The organism is Psychrobacter sp. 1Y4 (assembly GCF_051847555.1).
On the sequence record NZ_JBPYDE010000008.1, the window covers coordinates 105,180 to 128,150 of the forward strand.

Sequence of the window (22,971 nt, forward strand, 5' to 3'; positions counted from 1 at the left end):
CAATGCAACAATTGAATCCAGCGGAAATCAGTAACCTGATTAAGCAGCGTATTCAAGACCTTGATGCGGGTGCGACTGCAAAGAATGAAGGCACGATTGTCAAAGTATCTGACGGTATCGTGCAGATTCATGGTCTTGAAGATGCCATGTACGGCGAAATGATTGAGTTTGAAGGCGAAATCTATGGAATGGCGCTTAACTTAGAGCGTGATTCTGTCGGCGCGGTAGTACTTGGTGATTACCTACAGCTGCAAGAAGGTCAAAAAGCCTATTGTACTGGTCGTATTCTTGAAGTACCAGTAGGTCCTGAGCTGCTAGGCCGTGTTGTTGACGCCTTGGGTAATCCTATTGATGGCAAAGGTCCTATCAATGCTAAAATGACTGATAAAGTCGAGAAAATCGCCCCAGGCGTTATTGATCGTCAATCAGTCGACCAGCCAGTAATGACCGGCTATAAAGCTGTTGATACCATGATTCCAATTGGTCGTGGTCAGCGTGAGCTTATCATTGGTGACCGTCAGACGGGTAAAACCGCGATGGCTATCGATGCGATCATTGCACAGAAATCATCTGGTATTAAGTGTGTATACGTGGCTATCGGCCAAAAACGTTCTACGATTGCTAACGTTGTACGTAAGCTTGAGCAGACTGGTGCCTTAGAATACACGACAGTTGTCGTCGCTTCAGCGTCAGAGCCAGCAGCACTTCAGTATATCGCACCGTACTCAGGTTGTACGATGGGCGAATATTTCCGTGACCGCGGTGAAGATGCATTGATTGTATTTGACGATTTATCAAAGCAAGCAGTCGCTTATCGTCAGATTTCACTATTGTTACGTCGTCCGCCAGGTCGTGAAGCGTATCCTGGTGACGTATTCTATTTACATTCACGTTTACTTGAGCGTGCCTCACGCGTAAACGCGGACTATGTAGAAAACTTTACCAATGGTGAAGTAAAAGGTAAAACGGGTTCTTTAACTGCACTACCTATTATCGAAACCCAAGCAGGTGACGTATCAGCATTTGTACCGACTAACGTGATCTCGATCACTGACGGTCAGATATTCTTAGAGTCAAGCCTATTTAACTCAGGTATTCGTCCTGCTGTTAACGCTGGTATCTCAGTTTCTCGTGTTGGTGGTGCTGCTCAGACAAAGATTATCAAAAAGCTCTCTGGTGGTATTCGTACCGCGCTAGCACAGTATCGTGAATTGGCTGCGTTTGCTCAGTTCGCCTCTGACCTTGATGATGCCACTCGTGAACAGCTTGATCATGGTGAGCGTGTCACTGAACTTATGAAGCAAAAACAGTATCAGCCAATGTCTGTTTCTGAGCAAGCAGCGGTTATCTATGCTTCAAACGAAGGGTTCTTAGCTGATGTGCCAGTAGAAAAGATCGGTGCTTTCGAAGAAGCTTACTTACGCTACATGCATGATGAGCAAAGTGAATTGATGCGCGAGATTGATGATACTGCGAATTACAACGATGATATCGCAGGTCGTTTGAAGTCAGCAGTACAGACTTTCAAACAAAATCACAGTTATTAATTTAATGGGTTAGGCCGGATTGGTTATAATTTAGTCGTTAAAAGTGGCGCGTTGTTTAAACAGATACTTGCGCCACTATTCTAACCATTAACGGTATTAGTCGCGTTATGCAAAACAGATAATGATTATTCTGATAAAGTGATACTATATCTTGATTATATGTTGCATGCGCAAATGCTTTTTAACCCTCTTATATTGGAATCATTATGGCAAGCTTAAAAGAGATACGTGCCAAAGTCACCAGTATTAAAAGCACCCAAAAAATTACTCGCGCTATGCAAATGGTAGCGGCAAGTAAGATGCGCCGTGCTCAAGAGCGCATGGAAGTGGGTCGCCCGTATGCTGATAGTATGCGCCGGGTTATTTCACATTTGGTGCATGCTTCATCAGACTACAAACATCCATATATGGTAACGCGTCCGGTCAACAAGGTTGGCTATATCGTCATTACCTCTGATCGTGGTTTGGCGGGAGGTTTGAATATTAACCTATTCAAAGCTTTATCCAAAAGTATCCAAGATTATCAAGACCAGTCTGTGCAAACTGAGTTTGCAGTTATTGGCGCTAAGGGTGTGAGTTTTTTCAAAAACTTTGGTGGTAAAGTGACGTCAGCGGTGACTGACTATGGCGATAAACCAACGTTTGAGCAAATAAACGCACCCGTTCAAGCCATGCTTGAAGATTATAGTAACGGCAATATTGACCGTATTTACGTGGTATATAACCAGTTCGTTAATGCCATGACTCAAAAGCCAACCGTTAATCAATTGGTTCCTCTGCCAGAGCACTCGTTTGATGATGAAGAAAGTGGCATACAGACAGAGCTTAGCTGGGACTATATCTATGAGCCTGATATCAAGACATTGATTGATGAATTGCTTGGTCGCTATATTGAGTCGATTGTTTATCAAGCGGTAATGGAAAATATTGCTTCTGAGCAGTCTTCACGTATGGTTGCGATGAAAGCGGCAACAGATAATGCTGGTGACCTTATTAATGATTTACAGTTGGTTTATAACAAGCTGCGTCAAGCGGCGATTACCCGAGAAATCTCGGAGATCGTCGGCGGTGCTGCTGCTGTTTCATAATTGAAACCCTTTATAAAACCTACTATATACAGAAGTTCAAGGAGAACGCAATGAGTAGCGGTCGTATTGTACAGATTATTGGCGCGGTTCTTGACGTTGAGTTTGACCGTAACGAAGTTCCTCAAATTTTTGATGCCTTGCAAGTAGACGGTACCGAAACCACCCTAGAAGTACAGCAACAGCTAGGTGATGGTATCGTACGTACTATTGCAATGGGTTCAACTGAAGGCCTAAAGCGTAACCTACCAGTGACCAATACTGGCGCGGCTATTTCTGTGCCAGTTGGTACAGGTACGCTCGGTCGTATTATGGATGTCCTTGGTCGTCCTATTGATGAAGAAGGTCCAGTTGTCGCTGACGAAAAATGGTCGATCCACCGTGATGCACCAAGCTATGCGGATCAGTCAAACAGCACTGAGCTGCTAGAGACTGGTATCAAGGTCATCGATTTGCTTTGCCCGTTTGCTAAAGGTGGTAAAGTTGGTCTATTTGGTGGTGCTGGGGTTGGTAAAACCGTCAACATGATGGAGCTGATCAATAACATCGCCCTTAAGCATGAAGGCCTATCAGTATTTGCTGGTGTTGGTGAGCGTACGCGTGAAGGTAATGATTTCTATCACGAAATGCAAGAAGCGGGCGTTGTAAATACTGAAGACTTTAGTAAATCTAAAGTTGCGATGGTATATGGTCAGATGAATGAGCCACCAGGTAACCGTCTACGTGTTGCATTGTCTGGTTTGACTATGGCTGAGTACTTCCGTGATACCAAAGATCCTGCCACTGGTAAAGGTCGTGACGTATTGCTATTTGTTGATAACATCTACCGCTATACACTAGCCGGTACTGAAGTATCAGCACTACTAGGTCGTATGCCATCAGCGGTTGGTTATCAACCAACACTTGCTGAAGAGATGGGTATGCTGCAAGAGCGTATTACCTCAACTCAGTCAGGATCTATTACTTCAGTTCAAGCCGTCTATGTACCTGCGGATGACTTGACGGATCCATCACCAGCAACAACGTTTGCTCACTTGGATGCGACTGTTGTACTAAGCCGTGATATCGCGTCACAAGGTATCTATCCTGCGGTTGATCCACTAGATTCAACGTCACGTCAGCTAGATCCACAAGTAATCGGCGAGGAGCACTACAATGTTGCTCGCGGTGTTCAGGAAGTTCTACAGCGCTATAAAGAGCTAAAAGACATCATCGCTATTCTAGGTATGGATGAGCTGTCAGAAGAAGATAAATTGGTTGTTTATCGCGCTCGTAAGATCCAGCGTTTCTTATCACAGCCATTCCACGTAGCAGAAGTATTCACTGGTGCACCTGGTAAATATGTACCACTGCGCGATACTATTGCTAGCTTTAAAGCAATTATTGCTGGCGAATACGATGATTTACCAGAGCAAGCGTTTTATATGGCTGGCGGTATTGATGAAGTAGTCGCCAAAGCGGAAAAAATGAAATCTACTGCAGCGTAAGTTGTATTAGCATTTGCTAAACTGCGAGTAGGCTGACGCCAGTCTACTCGCAAGTAGATAACGCATCGCAGTTTTGATCGTAAGGAGTTAAATATGGCAACGTTACAATGTCGCGTCGTAAGTGCTCGTGAAGAGTTGTATTCGGGCGAAATCAGCATGTTAATAGCTACGGGTACCGAAGGCGAGATTGGTGTATTGCCAGGTCACACACCGCTTATTACTTTGCTAAAACCAGGTGCGATGCGAGTGCAAACACCAAATGGTGAAGAAGAAGTGATTTACGTATCAGGCGGCGTGTTAGAAGTACAGCCAAAGATGGTCACTGTATTAGCAGATACTGCTATGCGTGCACATAACCTTGACGAAAGTAAAATCGTTGAAGCACGTAAAAAAGCGGAACAAATGCTGGTCAACCAATCTGATACCGTACAAACTAATGCGGCCTTGGCTTCATTAGCAGAATCAGTAGCCCAGCTGCAAACGATTCGTAAATACAAAAACCGCGCTTAATTTGTTGTCTACAGTATTGAATGGTAGTTTTTATTCAGTATTTGACAATAAAATAGTAAAAAAACAGTCCATAATGGGCTGTTTTTTTTTATGGTGTGCAGAGTGTTGGTAAATATAATTAAGGATTTAATAAAATACTTCTACCCAATCAGTATATTTGGTTGGCATAAGTAGGTATTTCATATTCTCTGTTAGGTTAATAATAGCGGTATCGACGATAAAAATAAGCTCTTTTGGTGATATTGTAAAGAATGGTGTTAGCCTACAATGAAAACGCTTTTTTTATCATGTTTCACTGCTAGTCGATTAATGCTACTCTTCATTGAGCAAATAACTAAATAGTTAAAAGTACTGGACGTTAACTAAACTTATAGGATATGTTCTTTATAGGTTTTGTTAACGACAATAAGCTATAGTATAGGAAGCTGACTATTTGATAGTATACTGTGTTACCACAATTGCATCATTCATAAGAACATCAATTGTTCCATTTTATTGTGCTACTAATTACCTGCTATTAATTTTTATACATTATAGGACACACCAATGACAACGACTGAAGAAGACAACACACTCCGAATTTTGATTGTTGAAGATGATGAACGTTTAGCTATGTTAACTCAAGATTATCTGGTTAAGAATGGCTTAGAAGTAGCGATCGAGACTGATGGCAATCGCGCCATTCGCCGCATCGTTAATGAACAACCAGATTTAGTAGTACTTGATGTTATGCTTCCTGGTAGTGATGGTTTGACTGTTTGTCGTGAAGTGCGTCCCCATTATCAAAATCCAATTTTGATGCTGACGGCGCGTACAGAAGATATGGATCAAGTATTGGGTCTTGAGATGGGCGCTGACGATTATGTCGCCAAGCCTGCTCAACCACGTGTATTGTTGGCACGTATTCGTGCGTTACTACGTCGTTCTGAAAATGCGCCATCAGAAGATGTGCCACAACGCCTAGAATTTGGTGAGCTGGTCATCGACAATGGCGGTCGATCTGTGACATTGAGCGACGAGTTAGTCGACTTTACCAGCGCTGAATATGACCTACTATGGCTACTTGCTTCTAATGCTGGTCGTATCTTATCGCGCGAAGACATTTTTGAGCGCCTACGCGGCATTGAATATGATGGTCAAGATCGTTCTATTGATGTGCGTATCTCACGTATTCGTCCTAAGATTGGTGATGATCCAGAAAACCCTAAACGTATTAAAACAGTACGTAGTAAAGGTTATTTATTCGTTAAAGAGGGCAATTGATCTTGTCTTAATGACAGTCATAGTCAGTAATTATCATTTTCTTCACAAGAAACCAGCTCCTTGCTGGTTTTTTTGTGGCTAAAGTTTAAGTTTTTGAACTTAAGACAGGTGTTATGTGGTTTAATTGAGCGGTAATTATTGAGCAGTAATTATGGACGCCAGCTCAATACACATTATATAGATATGGTTTTAAGTCGGTCATTGTATTATGGTTAGGTTGTTTATATATAATGATAAAATACGGTCTTCAATCTTTCATCTTTATCTAACAGTGCTTGATATCGTTTGCGATGGAGAGGTTTTGGTCAAAGCGATACTAGCGATTATTACTCAACAGTTTGGTCACGGCACGTATGTCATTAGTTTCTTCTTTAAAACACAGTATTTTTGTTCGAATTTATGCCGGTCTATTAATAGTCTGTCTATGCGTGGCCTTATTTGCCCAATTATTAATGGATACTATTAATAAGGAACGTGTACAAACCTATCGTGAAGATATGGCTACAGGAGCCTTTTATTTAGTTAGTGAAGGTGTGGGCCGGCAGATAAGTGACACCCAGCGCGACTATTGGTTATCAGATGCCAGTAGTTTGTTTGGTTCAACCTTTCGTATTGTACCTGTTACCGACATCGACTTTAGCTCAAGTGAGCTGCGTCGTTTTGATAATGGGAATACTGTCGTGCGCTATAACAGTCAGCCTACTTATGCTGATGTGTATCATCGTCTGTCAGATGCCAAAAGCGTATTAACTGTTAGAATATCACAAGTCACAGAGCAACAAGTACGAGCAATGGCCGTATTTTTGTTAGATGATTTGTCTTACTATACGACGTTGTCTGCTAAGCGTACGCGTCTAAAGGAGTTAGAAGAGAAATTCTTTTTTCCGCTAGAGCTTAAGGGCGTAAATGCTTTAGGCTTAGACACTGATCAGATGGCGCGCCTACGTCGCGATGAAGTCGTTATATTGTTTCAAGATAGTAGCACCAGCCGCGGCAACTCTGCCATCAGAATAATTGTGCCTTCTGAAATCAATGATATGGCTGTTGTAATGGGTCCTGTTTCCTTATTTAACTGGTTTCCATTAAATTTAATTATCAGTATGGTACTGATAAGTATGTTCTTAATTAGCTTAGGTGTTTACGCGCTAATTTTTCCACTTGAGCGTAAATTACAGCTGATTCAAGTAGGGGTTAACGAAGTTAGTCAAGGCAATTTGGATATTCAAGTACAAGTCATTGGACAAGATGAGATCGCGCGTTTATCTGCCACATTTAATGCAATGACAGAGCATATTAAACGTCTGATTGAATCACAGCGCGAGCTGACGCGCGCGGTCTCGCATGAGCTGCGTACGCCTGTTGCGCGTATTCGCTTTGCGGTCGATATGCTGGCCGATACCGATGACGAGGACTCGCGCTTTATGCAGCGTGATTATATCGACGAAGATATCGAAGCACTAAATGGATTAATTGATGAGATTTTGACCTATGCAAAGCTTGAGGAAGGCTCTCCTAAGCTAGACTTAGAGCCAGTAAACCTTCGAGAGCTGGTTGAGCAGGTGGTACGCGAGACCAATGCATTAGGAAAATCTATCAAGGTCGTTGGACAACTTCCAAATGCAAAAGTCACTGCAATAGCAGATCGTCGCTATCTTCACCGCGTTATTCAAAACCTTGCTGGTAATGCACTGCGCTATGCAGAAACAACCATAGTTATCAGTGCTGGTGTCAAAAAAGGTAATGCTTTTGTGAGTGTTGAAGATGATGGACACGGTATACCGGAGGAAGATCGTGAAAAGGTGTTTATTCCATTTTCTCGTTTAGATGATAGTCGTACCAGAGCTTCAGGAGGGTATGGGCTTGGGCTATCTATTGTCTCGCGTATCGCGTTTTGGTTTAATGGCAGTATGAAGGTAGATGAAAGTAACAGTCTTGGCGGGGCCAGATTTGTCATGACTTGGCCCATTAAACCGTTAACACAAGTGCTTGCTGCTGACGAGTTGACCCAAGAAAAAAGTGATCGTGACATTAGTGGGGAGTAAACCAAAGATATAATTAACCACTAATTGATTCGTATGATAAGACTTTATCAACTAGAATTATTTAGAATTGTTGATAGAATCGACTATGTGACCTACTATAAGAGTAGTAGGTCACATTTTGATGAATTATAGTTTTATCCACGGTAATATTAGGTTTACCGTTCTTTTGAGTTTGAGGCTGTATAGGAGAGATAAGATGCCTTATTTATTTGGCGGTTTAGTATTACTAAATGCTTTAATGCTTGGCTACTACTTGTTTATACAGCAACCTACTCCGACTGCAAGTTTACAGGTTGCACAAGCGGAGCTTACGCAGCCAATAACGTTTACGAATAGTGCCAAACATGTACCACCGTTGATTGGGACTAAAGAATAGCCCGCCTTTCAAACCATCTCTTTATGATGGTTTTTCGATGAATTGTCTCATATTTGTTCTTTTTTTAGCCCCCGCCATCGATTGCATTATCTGGTGTAGTCAAGTTGTCCTCAATGACCGTTTCATCGGTAACCTTAGATATCAGAGGTAGGCGTACACAAACCTGTAGTCCGCCCTCAGGATGATTGATAGCTTCTACAGTACCATGATGCAGACCTGCGATACGATTGACGATAGCCAAGCCAAGTCCACTTCCTTGCGTGGTACGTGCTGTCTCGCCACGCTCAAATGGTTGCATGATTCGCTCTAACTGATCCTCCGCGACTCCTTCACCGCAGTCACGTACACATATCATCAATTGCTCTTGAGCTTCTTGATTTACCTCGCTTTCGGTCACAATATCAGTATCTTCTGTAACAACCGTTTCAATAAAGGTCGGTACGATACTGGCAGACAAATAAATCGGCGGCTTACCGTAACGATTTGCATTGTTCACAAGGTTTATAACTAAGCGCTTTATGGACAAGGGACGTATTGGTACAGCTTTTTGAAGCTCTGATTGGTAAATAAACGGCATAGGCGCAAACTGTACAATAATCTCATTAAATATCGTGTCTAAATTGGTAAGGCGTACAGGCTCATCAGATCCATCTTTCATAAAAGAGATAAACTGCTCTAAAATTGCATCCATGTCTTCAATATCATAAATCAATCCCTCACGGAAAAAGTCATCAGGCAACATCTCAGCGGTTAAACGCATGCGTGTTAGCGGTGTGCGTAGATCATGTGAGATACCAGCCAGCATGATCGTGCGTTCTTTTTGCGCTTGACTAAGCGTTGTAAATAGACGATTGAACGCCGTATTGACCTGGCGTATCTCGGTAGGTCCTGTACGCGTTGGCAAAGTAGTCGCATGACCGAGACGAATGTAATTGGTTGCAGCACGTTGTAAGTAACGAAGCGGGCGGTTTAGCTGACGTGCTAGTAAGATGATCGTTAACAAAGTCAAAATTGGCAAACCTAACAAGAATAACGCCAATAATGTTGGGCTATATTGTGAATAATAGACAACGGGCTCACGAATCCAAAAGCTTTGGTCGCGGCTGTCTTGTACCCATAGCTGAGGTGTGGGCTTAAATTTAAAATATACTTCAACTGGTCGTCCTAATTGTGCTCCAATTTCACGTTGTAAAACGTCAGTAAATACCCCCACAAAAACTTTGTTTTCAACTTGTGGAAAGTCACTAGGATTATCAACGACTACCACGTGTGAGTTGCGATACAGCCATTGTTGTATCTTTGGATTGTCCTGCCAGTCTATTCTCGCACTATTCATCAAACGCAGCTCGCTGGTTAAATAACGCGCATGGTTTTTAAGCTCTGGCAAATACAAACTGCGCCAAAAAAACCAAATAGACAAACCGACGCTGATTATAACAATAAAGGCTACCATTAAGGTTGTAAGCCAAGTACTAGAGTACGAACGTGGCAGCCAAGCAGTGCGACGAGGAGTTGGAATAAACATAGGGATCTAACGCTCTTACAGTATTGCAATAAAGTATAGTGCAATACTGCAGTAGGCGCTATGAGCTGGCTAAAAGTTATCGTTGAATATTAGACTTTGATCAGTAAATAGGTTGCGATATTTGTGGCCCTTGATTGCTTTTAAACCATTGTTATAATAGTCATTAAATAAACACAGTTTATGTTTTCAACAAATCAAGACTGTGATATAATTATGCCCTTTTGGTATACCTGCGAAAGAGAGAATTCACATGGTTGTTATTCGTTTAGCACGGGGCGGTGCCAAGAAACGCCCATTTTATCAAGTAGTTGTTGCTGATCAACGCCGCGCGCGTGACGGTCGCTACATTGAAAACATTGGCTTTTTTAACCCACTTGCCAAAGAGTCTGAAGAAGCAGTACGCTTAAACATGGAAGCGTATAATGCGTGGATCGCAAAAGGCGCACAGCCTTCAGATCGCGTTGCTTCATTAGCGAAAGCTTACAACAAATCAGCGACAACAAGCACTGAAGCAACTGCTTAAATGCTTAGCGTTGAGTACTTATAGTCAGTTTTTAGACTATTTAGTATGTTTAAAATAGATAGCGTAGCTGATTTGATCAGTATACGCGGTTAACTGTTTTTATTATTTAATTGCTTTTTTATTAGCAATCTCTGTTTTATTTATTGTTAGGTTAGACGTTATGTCATCTGTACCAGACGCTAGTACACTTATGAAAATTGGTCAGCTTAAGAAACCTTATGGTATCAAAGGCTGGTTATGGGTGTTTAGCGATACAGATGATCGTTCGGATATCTTTGGTATGCAGCCGTGGTGGATAAAAACTGCCACTGGTATTAAGCCATTGACAGTAAGTAAGTGGCGTCAGCAGGGTACAGGGCTTGTGGCTCAATTTGAGCAAGTTCCTGATCGTAATATTGCTGAAACTATGAATGGTGTTGCTATCTGGGTTGCAAAAGACTCATTACCTGAACCTGAAGAGGACGAGTTTTACTGGTCTGAACTGGTTGGACTTAGAGTTTTGAATGAGCAGGATGAGTATCTTGGTGATATTACTGAGATGTTTGAAACTGGCGCGCATGACATTATGCGGGTAGCAGCACATTCAGACAGCCTAGATAACGAAGAGCGCTTGATACCGTGGCATGCTCAAACTGTAATTGAAGTCGATATGACCAATAAAGCAGTTTATGTGGCTTGGCCAAGCGATTATTGATTCGATCTTTACGATTGAAGCAATTATATGTTCATGTAGGTGTCATTTAACGAGCATTATTTAAACAGAGGTCTGATGTATTTTGCTGTGATTAGTATTTTTCCTGAGATGTTTGCCACGATTCGTGAGTTTGGTATCACGGGACGAGCAGTGACTCAGGAGCAAGTCACAATTGAGTGCATCAATCCACGCGATTATACTACGGATAATTATCGCCGTATTGATGAACGTCCCTACGGTGGGGGTCCTGGTATGGTGATGATGGCTGAGCCATTATCAAAAGCAATTGAAGATGCGCGCCTGCGTGCCAGCCAGTATGGTTGCCGTATTGACAAAGCACATTGTCCAGTGATTTACATGTCACCGCAAGGACAAGTGCTAAGTGAGAACAACGTGGTCAGCATGACTGATTATGATGGCATGATTCTATTATGCGGTCGTTATGAAGGGATTGATGAGCGTTTATTATCACAGTATGTTGATATGGAAGTGTCACTTGGTGATTATGTACTGACTGGCGGCGAGCTACCAGCAATGGTACTCATGGATAGTGTGATACGTCGTCTACCCAATATAATGGGTGATGACAAGTCAGCTGAGCAAGATTCGTTCGTCGATGGTTTGCTTGATTGTCCACATTATACTAAACCGCATGTGTTTGCTGGTATGGAAGTGCCTAAAGTATTGCTCTCTGGACATCACGCCAATATTGCTAAATGGCGTTTTAGTCAACAGGTCGAGCGTACCAAAGTACGACGTCCAGATTTGTGGCAAGCATTTACCCCAAATACGCAGCAAGTTGCTTGGCTAAAAGCATTGGCAAAACAAAATAGTTTAAACACAGTTAACAACGAAGATTTTGATCAATAATGAAACAGGTCATACGACAATGGCCGTTTGTTAGACCCCATTTATGTTGTATCTCGTAAATGCGTGATACGATTAATTATTACAAACAGGTGATATGCGTAAAGCCTCTATTATCTAATGTGAGGAGATAACTCTCATGAGCAACAAGCATCCATTGGTTCAGGTCATCGAAAACGAACAACTACTTGAACGCCCAAATTTTGCACCAGGTGATACTATCGTGGTTCAAGTAAAAGTACGTGAAGGTGAGCGTGAGCGTTTACAGGCCTTTGAAGGTGTGGTTATCGCTAAGCGTAACCGCGGTCTGAACTCAGCGTTTACTGTCCGTAAAATGTCAAGTGGCGTTGGTGTTGAGCGTGCATTTCAATTGCATTCACCAATCATTGATAGCATTGAAGTGAAACGCCGCGGTGCTGTTCGCCGTGCGAAACTGTACTACTTACGTGAGCGTTCTGGTAAATCAGCTCGTATTCGCGAAAAGCTTGGTGGTCGTCCAGCTGCTCAGAAAAAGACTGATGCTGGTGTACCTGATGCAGTTGAAACTGCACCTGGTATCTAAGTTTAAGCATTACGTTTAAGCTTGCCAAAGCGCCTTAGCTGTTAATATGCCGCTTAGGAGTAAAGCAACAGTAGATACAAGCCCTTATTCATAGGTTTATTTATAAATAAGCGGGCCATACCAAAAAGACAAAACCCCAATCTGAGCACACGCCAGATTGGGGTTTTTGTATGTATGGCCTTAAATTCAAACCTAGGAGTCAACATTATCTATACGATTGCTTTGTTCCTTGGACTTGCTGTACTTACGCAAACGGATATAAATGGTCTTAGTGACCGTAGCGATAACTTTTTGCTGACTATCCACGATATCTGTTTGATATTCACGAAATACAGGTTCGCCGTCTTTTGCCAGCTCCTGAATAGTGGCAATTTCTGTACTAGGAATTTTCATGCGCGTTGTCACTTTGCTATTACCAGGGGCAACGAACTCAATATGCGAGCTTTTATCCCATACTACATAGGTACTGCCAAGTTGATGCATGAGCATAAGCATATAAAAAGGATCAACCATCGAGTATAAGCTACCACCAAATTGTGTGCCGACGATATTTTTATTCAGACTATTAAGACCCATACTGACCACACACAAGCCTTGATCTAAATCAACATGCTCGACCTTGATACCAGCGCCGACATAAGGAGCGTAGGTATTAATACGCAATTTAAGTAAGTGAGGCGTTAAAAGAGGCATGACGTTCTTTTTAGTTTTACGTTTTAAATTTTCTAGATTCTTGGGTAGGAAGCTCATATTATTATTCCTTTATATTTCTCTATCTTTTACGGTACGTAAAGATGCTCGTATATTGATAACCATCATTTTTATTAATGATGGCCTGAGCTAATTATAAACTGAACAAAAAACACCTATCATAGTCAAAAATAAAAACTGCTACCAGTTTTAAAGCGTAACGAATATTAATTATTCAACAATATCAATACTATAATAAACGTTTATCCTGTTATCAATGTAGAAGATGTCTGTTTATTAGGACTAAATGGTCTTTAAGAGCGGTGCTAGTCATACATCAAAATGCGAAGAAAAGGTCAAGAGTTGTGACGGCAAAACTCGCAATCTTAGTCTTGATAGCATACAATGGCTGCCAATTTGTGTTGAGCAGCTTATTTTTTGTACAATTTTGGGCAAAAAGTCGTTATAGATAAAAAACGAATCCTCAGTTGGCATAAGGAGATGTGATGAGTAGTAACGAGACCCCCGTTTCAAGCACCAATCCGCAGCAGTCAAATTCAGCTCACTACGATGATGAATTGCAAGGTAGCTATACTGATTTGCATCAGCCAAGCTCAAGCTTTGACAGTCGTGACGCCTATTTAAATCATGAACTACAGATTATGCAGCCCAAGCGCTGGCGCATAAATTTGCCATTTCGTGATTATCGTTTTGAATATGAAGATACCATTCCAGCAATGGCCGCGACAATCGGTAAAGTAGTAATGGTGGGCGCTATTGCCGCTACGTTTGCAGGGCCGCTTGGTCTCAGTGATGCCTTTGTGTTAGAAAACGTCCGTTATGAGCTATTAATCGTCGCGTTCTTTGTGATCTTATTCTCAGGCTTTTTGCTACCGACTGCCAACCTTGCGGGTACGCATGGCCCGCTTATTCCTCTTATTCCTATTGTAGTGGCAGCTGGTGGTCACCCGATGGCCTTTGGTCTGCTAATCGGTGCCTTTGGTCTACTATTGGCTATTAGTAAGGGTGGTAGTCTGCTGGCGAACCTGACCAGTAAAGGCGTGTGCGGTGGTCTGCTGCTGTATTTAGGCTTTATTGGTACCATCTCACAAGTCAAAAATCTGTTTGCTTGGGCAGAGGGGATTGGCATGGCACATATTGCCTTTGTGGTGATTTTGCTGACTATCATACTGTATGCCGTATTAGAAAATTTTCAAAAGCGTTGGCTTGCTGTGCCGCTTAGCTGCTTATTAGGTGGTGGCGTAGCTTTTGCGATGGGTGCGCCCTTTGCTTTCGAAACTGCACCTGGCTTGCCAAATATGAATCCAATGTATTGGTGGGGTGAAAACACTGGTTGGATGCTAGGTCTGCCAACGGTTGAAAGCTTCGTTGTGGTATTGCCGTTTGCGGTATTGGCCGTCGCTATGTGGTCGCCCGACTTTTTAGGTCATCAAGTCTTTCAAAAAATCAGCTATCCAAAGCGTACTGAGCGTGTCTTGATGGATATCGATGATACGATGACCAGCGCTTCTATTCGTCAGGTGGCAGGCTCTGTATTGGGCGGCGCAAACTTTGCCTCATCATGGGGTACCTATATCGTGCCAGCAGCGATCGCTAAGCGTCCGATTCCAGCAGGTGCGGTACTAACTGGACTGTTTTGTCTGATCGCTGGTATCTGGGGCTACCCAATGGATCTGGCTATTTGGGAGCCGGTAATGTGTGTGGCGTTGATCGTCGGTGTCTTTATCCCACTGCTCGAGGCTGGCATGGAGATGACGCGCGAAGGTAAAACCACGCAGTCAGCTGCCATTGTGGTATTTGCATCAGCACTGGTAAACCCAGCCTTTGGTTGGTCGATAACCTTAGTACTTGATAACCTTGGACTAATAGGCTCTAAAGAGCGAAGTGCGAGTTTATCAAAAATGAGTCGCTGGATTATACCTGTGATTACCTTTGTGATATTAACAGGTGTTATGGCGGTCGTTGGTATGTTGCCAGGTATTCCAGCACTATTACCGAACTTCCGTCATTAGAAATTTTGCCTACCCCAAAAAAATAAAAGCCAGCTTCATGCTGGTTTTTTTGTGCATAAACCTATAGTAAGCGATAGCTTGTAAAACTCAGGCTATCGCCCCATAATTAGCTGTATATCAGTATCTTAAGAGCAGCAAATTTATGGTTAACGTCTCAGAAACAAGTCCCGCAGATGATAAAAAAGCCCGTCTTAAGCATCTTATCAAACGCCTGCCAAATCTGCCAGGAGTCTATAAAATGCTGGGAAAAAACGGCGATATTTTATATGTGGGTAAAGCGAAGTCGCTAAAAAGTCGCGTCAATAGCTACTTCGCTAAGACCATTGACCATCCAAAGACGCGAGCATTGGTGGCACGGATTCACGATATCGAGACCATCATTACCCGTAGTGAAACCGAGGCACTGCTGCTTGAGCAAAACCTGATTAAAGAATATCGTCCCCCCTATAACGTATTATTGCGTGATGATAAGTCTTATCTATATGTGTTTATTTCAGCTGATAAACCTTATCCGAGATTGGCTTATGGACGCGGCAAAGGCAATCATCAAAAGGGGCGCTTCTTTGGTCCTTTTCCATCTGCTCACGCGGCAAAAGAGACATTGGTTTTGATGCAAAAAATGTTTCAGATGCGACAATGTACCAATACCTTTTTTAAGCAGCGTAAGCGTCCATGCCTTGAGTATCAGATTAAGCGTTGCCGTGCGCCCTGTGTCGGTTTGGTATCGCCAGAAGAATATGCAGAGGATGTGAATAACACCATTCGGTTCCTAAAGGGTGACTCAAGCGACATTCATAGTGCGTTAATTGAAAAAATGGAAGGTGCGGCTGAAGAATTAGACTTTGAAAAGGCGGTTTTTTATCGTGACCAGCTGTCTATGCTACGCGAAGTGCAAGCGCGGCAAGCAGTATATACCGTGCAGGGTGAGGCTGATGTGATTGCGATTGCCAGTCAGGCAGGCATGACTTGTGTTAACGTGTTGACGGTACGCGGCGGGCGCGTACTTGGTGGTAAAAACTACTTCCCTGATGTCGATAGCAGTGAGTCGCTCGCTGATAATTTATCCGCCTTCATTACCTCATTTTATTTTCAGGTGACCGATGACTTGCCGAGCGAGATTATATTAAGTCATAAACTGCCTGATCAGACAGCAATCAGCGAAGCACTAGCAACGCATTTTGATAGCAAAGTCGTTATCAAAACCAACGTACGTGAACATCGCTCAGAGTGGCTGGACTTAGCCAAACTGAATACCAACAATGCGCTTAAAACTAAGCTGGGTGATTATCTAGAGCTGCATTCGCGCTTTGGCGCTCTCAAAGACGTATTGTCTGATGTCACCGATCGAACGATTGATCGAATCGAATGCTTTGATATTTCCCATACCATGGGTGAGGCGACCATCGGCAGCTGCGTGGTCTTTGATCAAGGAGGCTCACGCCGCCGTGATTACCGTCAATATGCCATCCATGATATTCAAGGCGGTGATGACTATGCTGCAATGAAGCAAGTGTTGACACGGCGCTATAAAAAGCAGCCATTACCTGACTTATTGCTTATTGATGGCGGTAAAGGACAGCTGGGCATCGCTAAAGAAGTATTAACAGAGCTGGGTATTCTTAATGATACATTGCTCATCAGTGTGGCAAAAGGTGAGGGGCGCAAGGCCGGACTTGAAGTATTGCACTTTATCGATCATGAGCCGCTTGATTTGCCGATGGATAGCAAGGCGCTACATTTATTGATGCACATTCGTGATGAGGCGCACCGTTTTGCCATCACAGCGCACCGTAAGAAGCGTGATAAGCGCCGTTCATCGTCAGTACTAGAGGTTATACCAGGGCTGGGGGAGAAGCGCCGTCGTGACTTGCTGAATCATTTTGGCGGACTGCAGCAGTTGCTAGGTGCTTCCCAACAAGAGCTGGCAGGCGTGCAAGGAATTGGTCCGGTATTAGCAAAAACGGTTTATAAAGTGCTGCATGAGTAGTTGTGGTTTTTACAAAAAAAATGACAACAGCCTAAGACTGTTGTCATTCTAAAGTTAAATTCTATAACTGCTAAAAATCAAAACTCAATTGTTGATTTGGATAACTGCGACAGTGTTCGCAAACGCGCTCCCAACGATCAAATCGATAGCGCCAATACCAACGAACATGCACAGCTTTAGGATAATTACATTGAATGATCATAATGATCTCCATAATTATGATAGAAAATTCATAACCGTGCAGACATAGACATCTATTAGCAATTACTATAAAGTATGTAGACCTTCCCCAAGGTAAACAAACTCATAAGTAAGCTAAACGTTGAATATATTTTCACGATTATCTTATATAAAAGTTTTTTAAGCTCAGCAATTAATTTTGCTGAGCTTTTTTAATTTTTCATACTTGGTTTCTCCTTTGCAGTAGTAAACAATAAATGTCACATCAATGATATTAGCCTTCTTTTTTTACATAAGTCGCAAATCTAAAATTTAACCCACTTTTCTCATCATGCATCTGCTCAGACTCTTCTGCGACTTCAAATTCGCTTGGTAGCTCTGGATAAAAGGCATCGCAGTCAATTATTTCTGTGTCTACATACGTTAGCTCAATACGATCGGTATACATGAATGCTTCTCTAAAGACGCGCTCGCCACCAATCACGCAAATCGTATCAAGATGCGCACCGTGTGCGAGACTGGCTGCTTGTGTTAATGCGTCATCTAAATTATGTACGACATGAGCGTCGTTACGACCTTTGAGGCCTTTTTTCTCGGCATAATCTAGTTGCGTCGTAATGATAAAGCTAACACGCTTTGGCAATGGCTTACTGTTCATCGACTCAAAAGTCTTACGCCCCATTATGACGATACCTTGAACCTCGCCATTATTTGCTTTAGTCGTCATTTTTTTAAAGTGCTGCAAATCTGCTGAGATATGCCATGGCAGCTCGTTATCTTTACCGATACAGCGATTGCTACCGATAGCGACGATTTGGGCAACTTCAGTATGGGCATAACTCATAATGTATCCTTATTGTTTTCATCAGAAATATGAAGTAAAAAACAGATTTTTATACCGCGACTTTAGCTTTAATAGCAGGATGAGATTCATAACCATCAACGCTAATATCTTCATAGTTAAACGCAAAAATATCATCAATATCAGGGTTAAGCGTTAATGTCGGTAGTGTATAAAGCTCGCGCGTTAGTTGCAGCTCAACTTGCTCACGATGGTTTTGATAAATATGACAATCACCGCCTGTCCAGATAAACTCACCAACGTCCAACCCGCAAACTTGCGCGACCATATGGGTTAGCAGTGCATAGCTGGCGATATTAAACGGCACACCTAAGAATAAATCTGCTGAGCGCTGGTAAAGCTGACAGGATAGCTTATTATCCGCGACAAAAAACTGAAACAAGGTGTGACAAGGCGGCAGGGCCACTTGCTCGGCTTCACCTGGATTCCAGCCCGAGACGATTAAACGTCGCGAATTGGGATTGGTCTTTATTTGCTCTATGACTTGGGTAATTTGATCAATGCCATCTTTATTGTAGCCGCCTTCTTCGTTCTTTGTCGCGCTATAATTGCGCCATTGATGACCATAAACTGGCCCTAAATCGCCAGCAGAACGATTAAAGCGCGCTGTTTGTTCGCTCGTTGCCCATTCATTCCAAATACGTACGCCATTCTCTTGCAAGTAATCAACGTGGGTACTACCGCTTAAAAACCATAATAGCTCATAAACGATCGATTTAAAGTGAACTTTTTTAGTGGTTAACAACGGAAATCCTGACGCCAAATCAAAACGCAGCTGCGCACCAAAATGACTTAACGTACCAGTACCAGTACGATCACCTTTTTCAGTACCATCAGCCAATACTAGTTTTAATAAATCAAGATAAGCCGCTTCGTTCTTAGTAGTAATCATGACTTTTTAGATTCCATAGTCTTTGGTTTTAATGTATATCAATTTTAATGTCTCTCAACTTTCATACGTCTTAATAAGCAGATTGACGACCCCAATCATAAATATCGCGCTTGTAAGCATAAATGATTAAGAAAATACCGATAAGAATCATTGGTGCGCTTAGTATCTGCCCTTTAGTGACCCAGCCCAATAATATAAAGCCTTGATCGGCATCTGGCTGACGGAAGAACTCGACGATGAAGCGACCAAACCCATAACCCAGCATGAAGACGCCAGTGACTGCCATACGTGGACGCGGCTTGGACGAATACCACCACAATAACAAAAATAATAGCAGACCTTCAGTAAGCGCTTGATAAAGCTGTGAAGGGTGACGGGGCAGTAAGTACTGTCCATTTATTTCCATCATCAACTCTTGCAACTGAGGGTTGGCTTGCAATTGCTGCATATCAAAGGCGGCGGCTTGTGGAAAGTAAGTCAGCCAATTATAGCCGCCATCAGATACGCGTCCCCATAGCTCGCCATTAATGTAGTTGCCGATACGTCCAAATAACAGCCCTGTTGGCACACAAGGCACAATGAAGTCGAGCACTTGAAAAGGCGTCTTTTTATATTTACGGGCAAAATACAGCATACCAAGCCCAACACCGATCAGGCCGCCATGAAACGACATTCCGCCTTCCCAGACTTTAAAGAGATAGGCTGGGTTTTGTAGTAATTCACCGAACTGATAGAACAAGACGTAGCCGATACGGCCACCTAAAATAACCCCGAGCGCACCGAAAAACACTAAGTCTGAGACCATGTCACTTGACCAGCTATCACGCTTAGTACTGCGATACCAAGCCAAACCATAAGCGGCGGCAAAGGCCAATAAATACATTAGACCATACCAATGCACTTCTACTGGACCCAAGGACAGTGCCACGGGATCATACTGAGGATGAATCATCATAAGGGTGTCATAATTATTGATAATAGAATGCTGGTCATAATAGCAAAAATAGCTACTTAGGCATACCAAATTACTGTCAGGTTAGGTTCATCGTAACAACTTATCTGCCGCTGGCAACATCTAGAAAGAAAGACAGAAAACCGCTAAGATATAAAGCTGGGTTTAGAATAAGTACCATAAAGAATACCGGATAAAAATACTGTACAACAACAATAAGCAGATCAATAAGTCATTTTATATAGCGTCAGATCACGTAAGCTTGCGCTAACCAGCGATATTAACGGATTAATATTATTTTTGAGGATTATTATGCGCGCTTACTTTTTAATAGCATCAGTTTTTACTGATCACAATGATTCAAAGAAACCGAGCAGGTTGGTATTAAAACGGTTCATGATACCGCTAAGTCTAGTTAGCCTAGCAGCTTTAAGTGTGTCTTCTGTCCAAGCTGCCATGAGTAGCGTTGAACAAGTGACCATTTATCAAGGCTTAGCAAGTGTGACCCGTGCATTACCAATAAATGGTACCGGCGAGCAGACGCTGATATTTTCATGTTTATCGCCGTCTATTGATCAAGATAGTGTCAGCGTGCAGGCACTTGGCACTGTAAATGTCGGCGAAGTCAGTATTGAAACCTTGAGCGGTGAGCAAGCCGCGCAATGTCAGTACCAAGGTGATGCAAAAGTACAAACGCAGCAGAATAACTTGGCTGATATTACTGCAGAGTTAGAAGCGGCACGCTTAGCCAAAGCATACTTGCAAAATTTGACCAAAGTCACGCAAATAAGTACGGATGGTACATTGGCGAACAATGCGCGTGATTTAGAAACGCAAGCGGCAAGCATTAATAAAAGAATCCTGGATATTCGGCAGCGCCAAGCTCGCGCGCAAGATGCCCTTAATCAGATGATGGTAGGTAGTGCGACCTCAACACGTAATAGAGTGACGCAAGTGAGTGTGCGTACGGCTAGCCGTTCCCCAAGCTCAGTGAAACTGCATTATCAAGTACGCGGCGCAGGTTGGGAGCCAACCTATCAGGCACGCTTAAATACTGAGAGTAAAGAGCTTAGCATCACAGCTTCTGCCGTCATCGCCCAACAAACGGGAGAGAACTGGTCAAATATACCCGTTACTTTGAGCACTGCTAATCCCAATCAAAATACTACTAGTCAGCTGCCAAAAGTACAGCGTTTATCTTTATATGAAGCGCTGCAAGCTAAACGCGCTAGGTATGCGCCAGCTGCTATGGAAGCTGTCCCTGTGGTTGTTTCTGCAAGCGATAACTATGGCGGCGCCGAGTCTGCTGCGAACATGGCACCGCTGCCAAGTTTTACTGTTAGTAGCCAAAACAAAAATGGTATTACTGAGTATCGTTTGCCGCAGCGCGTCAGCATCCCAAGTGATGGTAGACGGGTACGGACGGTCATTGATGAGCAATCTGGTAACAGTAAGCTGTGGCTACGCAGTACACCAAGTGTCGAGCAAGCCGCCTATTGGTACGCATCAGCGCCTTTTTTGACCCCAGCTTGGATCGATGGCTCATTACAGTTATATCGCGATGATAACTATGTCGGACAGTCGCGCTATAGCTATCAATCGCTAAAAGAGCAGGGCATTGGTTTTGGGATTGATCCTAACGTGTTAGTAAAGCAGCTGACCGATGAAGACAAACAAGGCGATAAAGGGGTGTTCAATCGTTTGCAAACCTTGACGACTAAACAGGCCTATCAATTTACCAATCAGCACAATCGCAGCGTGCATTTGCAAGTTTTAAGCGCTGAGCCTATCAGCCGCGATGAGGATATCAACGTTACAGCGACCCATACACCAGCAGTTACTGAGCAGGATTGGAATGACAATAAGGGCATGGTCGCTTGGGAATTTGATTTGCCAAGTAGGCAATCGCGAGTGGTACAGTCTACTTATCAAATTAGCTACCCTGCCGATAAGAAGCTAAACACTAATTAATTATTAAAAATATAAAATAACAGTCGCGCTAAATGACAGGCTCTTAACAACTATAATTTTTAAAATATAAAGGAATTTTATGTGCATCGTGGCCATCGCTTGGCAACTATTTGATGAGTTGCCATTAGTACTACTGTCTAATCGCGATGAGTTTTTGCAGCGTCCAACTGAGCCGCTGCATCAGTGGTCTGATAAACCTATCTATGCTGGACGGGATAGCCAAAGTGGTGGTACTTGGCTGGGTATTCATCAAGAGCAGCATACCGGTTTTTATGAGCAAAACGGACGCTGGGCCGCCGTACTGAATTTTCGCGATGGTGTGCAGGGAAGCTTGGATGAACGCTCACGTGGTGCACTCGTCACAGATTTTTTGACCAGCAATATAAGTCCAATGGATTTTGCACGGCAAATCAGCTTGCAAGACTACGCGGGTTTTAACCTCATTATTGGTGATGCAGCGCAGGCCGTCATTGTTAATAATCGCGGCCATGCACCAACACCCTTGTATGCAGGCTTGCATGTTCTTTCTAATGGTCAGCCAGAAGATAGCTGGTTTAAGACTGAGCGCTTGCGTGGTCGGCTACGTCAAGAAGTACTGCCGCTAATTGCAGAAGATAACTCGTTTGAGTACTGGCGAGATGCTGCTCTCAGTGTGTTGTCAGACAATACTCCAGCGCCAGCAGATAAGCTACCAAATACTGGTATGGCTGCAGAGATTGAGCAGATGCTGTCTTCTGTTTATATCAAGCCTGTTGCTTTTGATGATACAGAAAAAAATGTACCAACTTATGGGACTCGCACGCAAAGTATTTTGACGCTACGTAATGATGCCAAAAATACAAAAGTTACTGCGAATATTATTAGTCGCGAATTTGATTATCATTCAAATCTGCAATAAAAAATGCTCACATTCATATCTAAAG

20 protein-coding genes are annotated in these 22,971 nt (G+C 42.9%); 15 read left to right on the forward strand and 5 right to left on the reverse strand.

From position 1 onward, the window contains the following. The first annotated feature begins 2 nt into the window (after window positions 1–2). The 7 genes from atpA (at window position 3) to ACS8FC_RS08745 (ending at window position 8,310) form a co-directional block, all read left to right on the forward strand. Window positions 3–1,547 carry a F0F1 ATP synthase subunit alpha gene (gene atpA / locus ACS8FC_RS08715; protein ID WP_439263084.1) on the forward strand — a complete coding sequence of 515 codons (1,545 nt, stop codon included), beginning with the start codon at window positions 3–5 and terminating at the stop codon, window positions 1,545–1,547. Window positions 1,548–1,753: 206 nt separating this feature from the next. Further along, window positions 1,754–2,635: a F0F1 ATP synthase subunit gamma gene (gene atpG / locus ACS8FC_RS08720; RefSeq protein WP_439263086.1), complete on the forward strand. Its 882-nt coding sequence runs from the start codon at window positions 1,754–1,756 to the stop codon at window positions 2,633–2,635. 50 nt (window positions 2,636–2,685) lie between these two features. Further along, a complete protein-coding gene (atpD, locus tag ACS8FC_RS08725; RefSeq protein WP_299221054.1) occupies window positions 2,686–4,119 on the forward strand; it encodes a F0F1 ATP synthase subunit beta in 1,434 nt (477 codons plus the stop codon). A 93-nt stretch (window positions 4,120–4,212) separates the two neighbouring features. After that, window positions 4,213–4,629 carry a F0F1 ATP synthase subunit epsilon gene (locus tag ACS8FC_RS08730; protein WP_021812807.1) on the forward strand — a complete coding sequence of 139 codons (417 nt, stop codon included), beginning with the start codon at window positions 4,213–4,215 and terminating at the stop codon, window positions 4,627–4,629. A 546-nt stretch (window positions 4,630–5,175) separates the two neighbouring features. Continuing rightward, a complete protein-coding gene (locus ACS8FC_RS08735) occupies window positions 5,176–5,892 on the forward strand; it encodes a response regulator (RefSeq protein ID WP_075103509.1) in 717 nt (238 codons plus the stop codon). A gap of 353 nt (window positions 5,893–6,245) precedes the next feature. Further along, window positions 6,246–7,934: an ATP-binding protein gene (locus ACS8FC_RS08740; RefSeq protein ID WP_439296490.1), complete on the forward strand. Its 1,689-nt coding sequence runs from the start codon at window positions 6,246–6,248 to the stop codon at window positions 7,932–7,934. A gap of 196 nt (window positions 7,935–8,130) precedes the next feature. Further along, window positions 8,131–8,310 (forward strand): hypothetical protein, encoded by a 180-nt coding sequence (locus ACS8FC_RS08745; protein WP_299221050.1) that lies wholly within the window; start codon window positions 8,131–8,133, stop codon window positions 8,308–8,310. Window positions 8,311–8,374: 64 nt separating this feature from the next. On the opposite strand, the gene ACS8FC_RS08750 is transcribed toward ACS8FC_RS08745, so the two are convergent. Next, window positions 8,375–9,835 (reverse strand): ATP-binding protein, encoded by a 1,461-nt coding sequence (locus tag ACS8FC_RS08750; protein ID WP_439296491.1) that lies wholly within the window; start codon window positions 9,833–9,835, stop codon window positions 8,375–8,377. A 250-nt stretch (window positions 9,836–10,085) separates the two neighbouring features. On the opposite strand from ACS8FC_RS08750, the gene rpsP reads away from it, so the two are divergent. The 4 genes from rpsP to rplS all read left to right on the forward strand — a co-directional run bounded on the left by rpsP (window position 10,086) and on the right by rplS (window position 12,481). After that, window positions 10,086–10,358: a 30S ribosomal protein S16 gene (gene rpsP / locus ACS8FC_RS08755; RefSeq protein ID WP_299221048.1), complete on the forward strand. Its 273-nt coding sequence runs from the start codon at window positions 10,086–10,088 to the stop codon at window positions 10,356–10,358. A gap of 160 nt (window positions 10,359–10,518) precedes the next feature. After that, window positions 10,519–11,052, forward strand: a complete 534-nt coding sequence (gene rimM, locus ACS8FC_RS08760; protein WP_439296492.1) for a ribosome maturation factor RimM — start codon at window positions 10,519–10,521, stop codon at window positions 11,050–11,052. Between the two features lie 75 nt (window positions 11,053–11,127). After that, the gene (gene trmD / locus ACS8FC_RS08765; RefSeq protein WP_439263180.1) at window positions 11,128–11,922 is read left to right on the forward strand and encodes a tRNA (guanosine(37)-N1)-methyltransferase TrmD; all 795 of its coding nucleotides are present in this window, start codon (window positions 11,128–11,130) and stop codon (window positions 11,920–11,922) included. 136 nt (window positions 11,923–12,058) lie between these two features. Then, window positions 12,059–12,481, forward strand: a complete 423-nt coding sequence (rplS, locus tag ACS8FC_RS08770) for a 50S ribosomal protein L19 (protein ID WP_299221044.1) — start codon at window positions 12,059–12,061, stop codon at window positions 12,479–12,481. Between the two features lie 192 nt (window positions 12,482–12,673). Here rplS and ACS8FC_RS08775 read toward each other — a convergent pair whose 3' ends face one another. Further along, window positions 12,674–13,231 (reverse strand): DUF4442 domain-containing protein, encoded by a 558-nt coding sequence (locus ACS8FC_RS08775; protein ID WP_439263093.1) that lies wholly within the window; start codon window positions 13,229–13,231, stop codon window positions 12,674–12,676. Between the two features lie 446 nt (window positions 13,232–13,677). On the opposite strand from ACS8FC_RS08775, the gene ACS8FC_RS08780 reads away from it, so the two are divergent. Together ACS8FC_RS08780 and uvrC are read left to right on the forward strand one after the other, a co-directional pair. Continuing rightward, on the forward strand, window positions 13,678–15,204 hold the full coding sequence (locus tag ACS8FC_RS08780) for a DUF3360 family protein (protein ID WP_439296493.1): 1,527 nt from the start codon (window positions 13,678–13,680) through the stop codon (window positions 15,202–15,204). A gap of 142 nt (window positions 15,205–15,346) precedes the next feature. Further along, window positions 15,347–17,191, forward strand: coding sequence for an excinuclease ABC subunit UvrC (gene uvrC / locus ACS8FC_RS08785; protein WP_439263097.1), 1,845 nt, complete (start codon window positions 15,347–15,349; stop codon window positions 17,189–17,191). A 454-nt stretch (window positions 17,192–17,645) separates the two neighbouring features. Here uvrC and ACS8FC_RS08790 read toward each other — a convergent pair whose 3' ends face one another. The 3 genes from ACS8FC_RS08790 to lgt all read right to left on the reverse strand — a co-directional run bounded on the left by ACS8FC_RS08790 (window position 17,646) and on the right by lgt (window position 20,080). Further along, complete coding sequence (locus ACS8FC_RS08790; protein WP_439296494.1) at window positions 17,646–18,215, reverse strand: dihydrofolate reductase; 570 nt, start codon at window positions 18,213–18,215, stop codon at window positions 17,646–17,648. Between the two features lie 49 nt (window positions 18,216–18,264). Then, window positions 18,265–19,125 carry a thymidylate synthase gene (locus ACS8FC_RS08795; protein WP_439296495.1) on the reverse strand — a complete coding sequence of 287 codons (861 nt, stop codon included), beginning with the start codon at window positions 19,123–19,125 and terminating at the stop codon, window positions 18,265–18,267. 70 nt (window positions 19,126–19,195) lie between these two features. After that, window positions 19,196–20,080, reverse strand: coding sequence for a prolipoprotein diacylglyceryl transferase (gene lgt / locus ACS8FC_RS08800; RefSeq protein ID WP_439296496.1), 885 nt, complete (start codon window positions 20,078–20,080; stop codon window positions 19,196–19,198). Between the two features lie 432 nt (window positions 20,081–20,512). On the opposite strand from lgt, the gene ACS8FC_RS08805 reads away from it, so the two are divergent. Continuing rightward, window positions 20,513–22,048, forward strand: coding sequence for a DUF4139 domain-containing protein (locus tag ACS8FC_RS08805; protein WP_439296497.1), 1,536 nt, complete (start codon window positions 20,513–20,515; stop codon window positions 22,046–22,048). Window positions 22,049–22,127: 79 nt separating this feature from the next. Next, window positions 22,128–22,946: an NRDE family protein gene (locus ACS8FC_RS08810; protein WP_439296498.1), complete on the forward strand. Its 819-nt coding sequence runs from the start codon at window positions 22,128–22,130 to the stop codon at window positions 22,944–22,946. The last annotated feature ends 25 nt before the right edge of the window (window positions 22,947–22,971 follow it).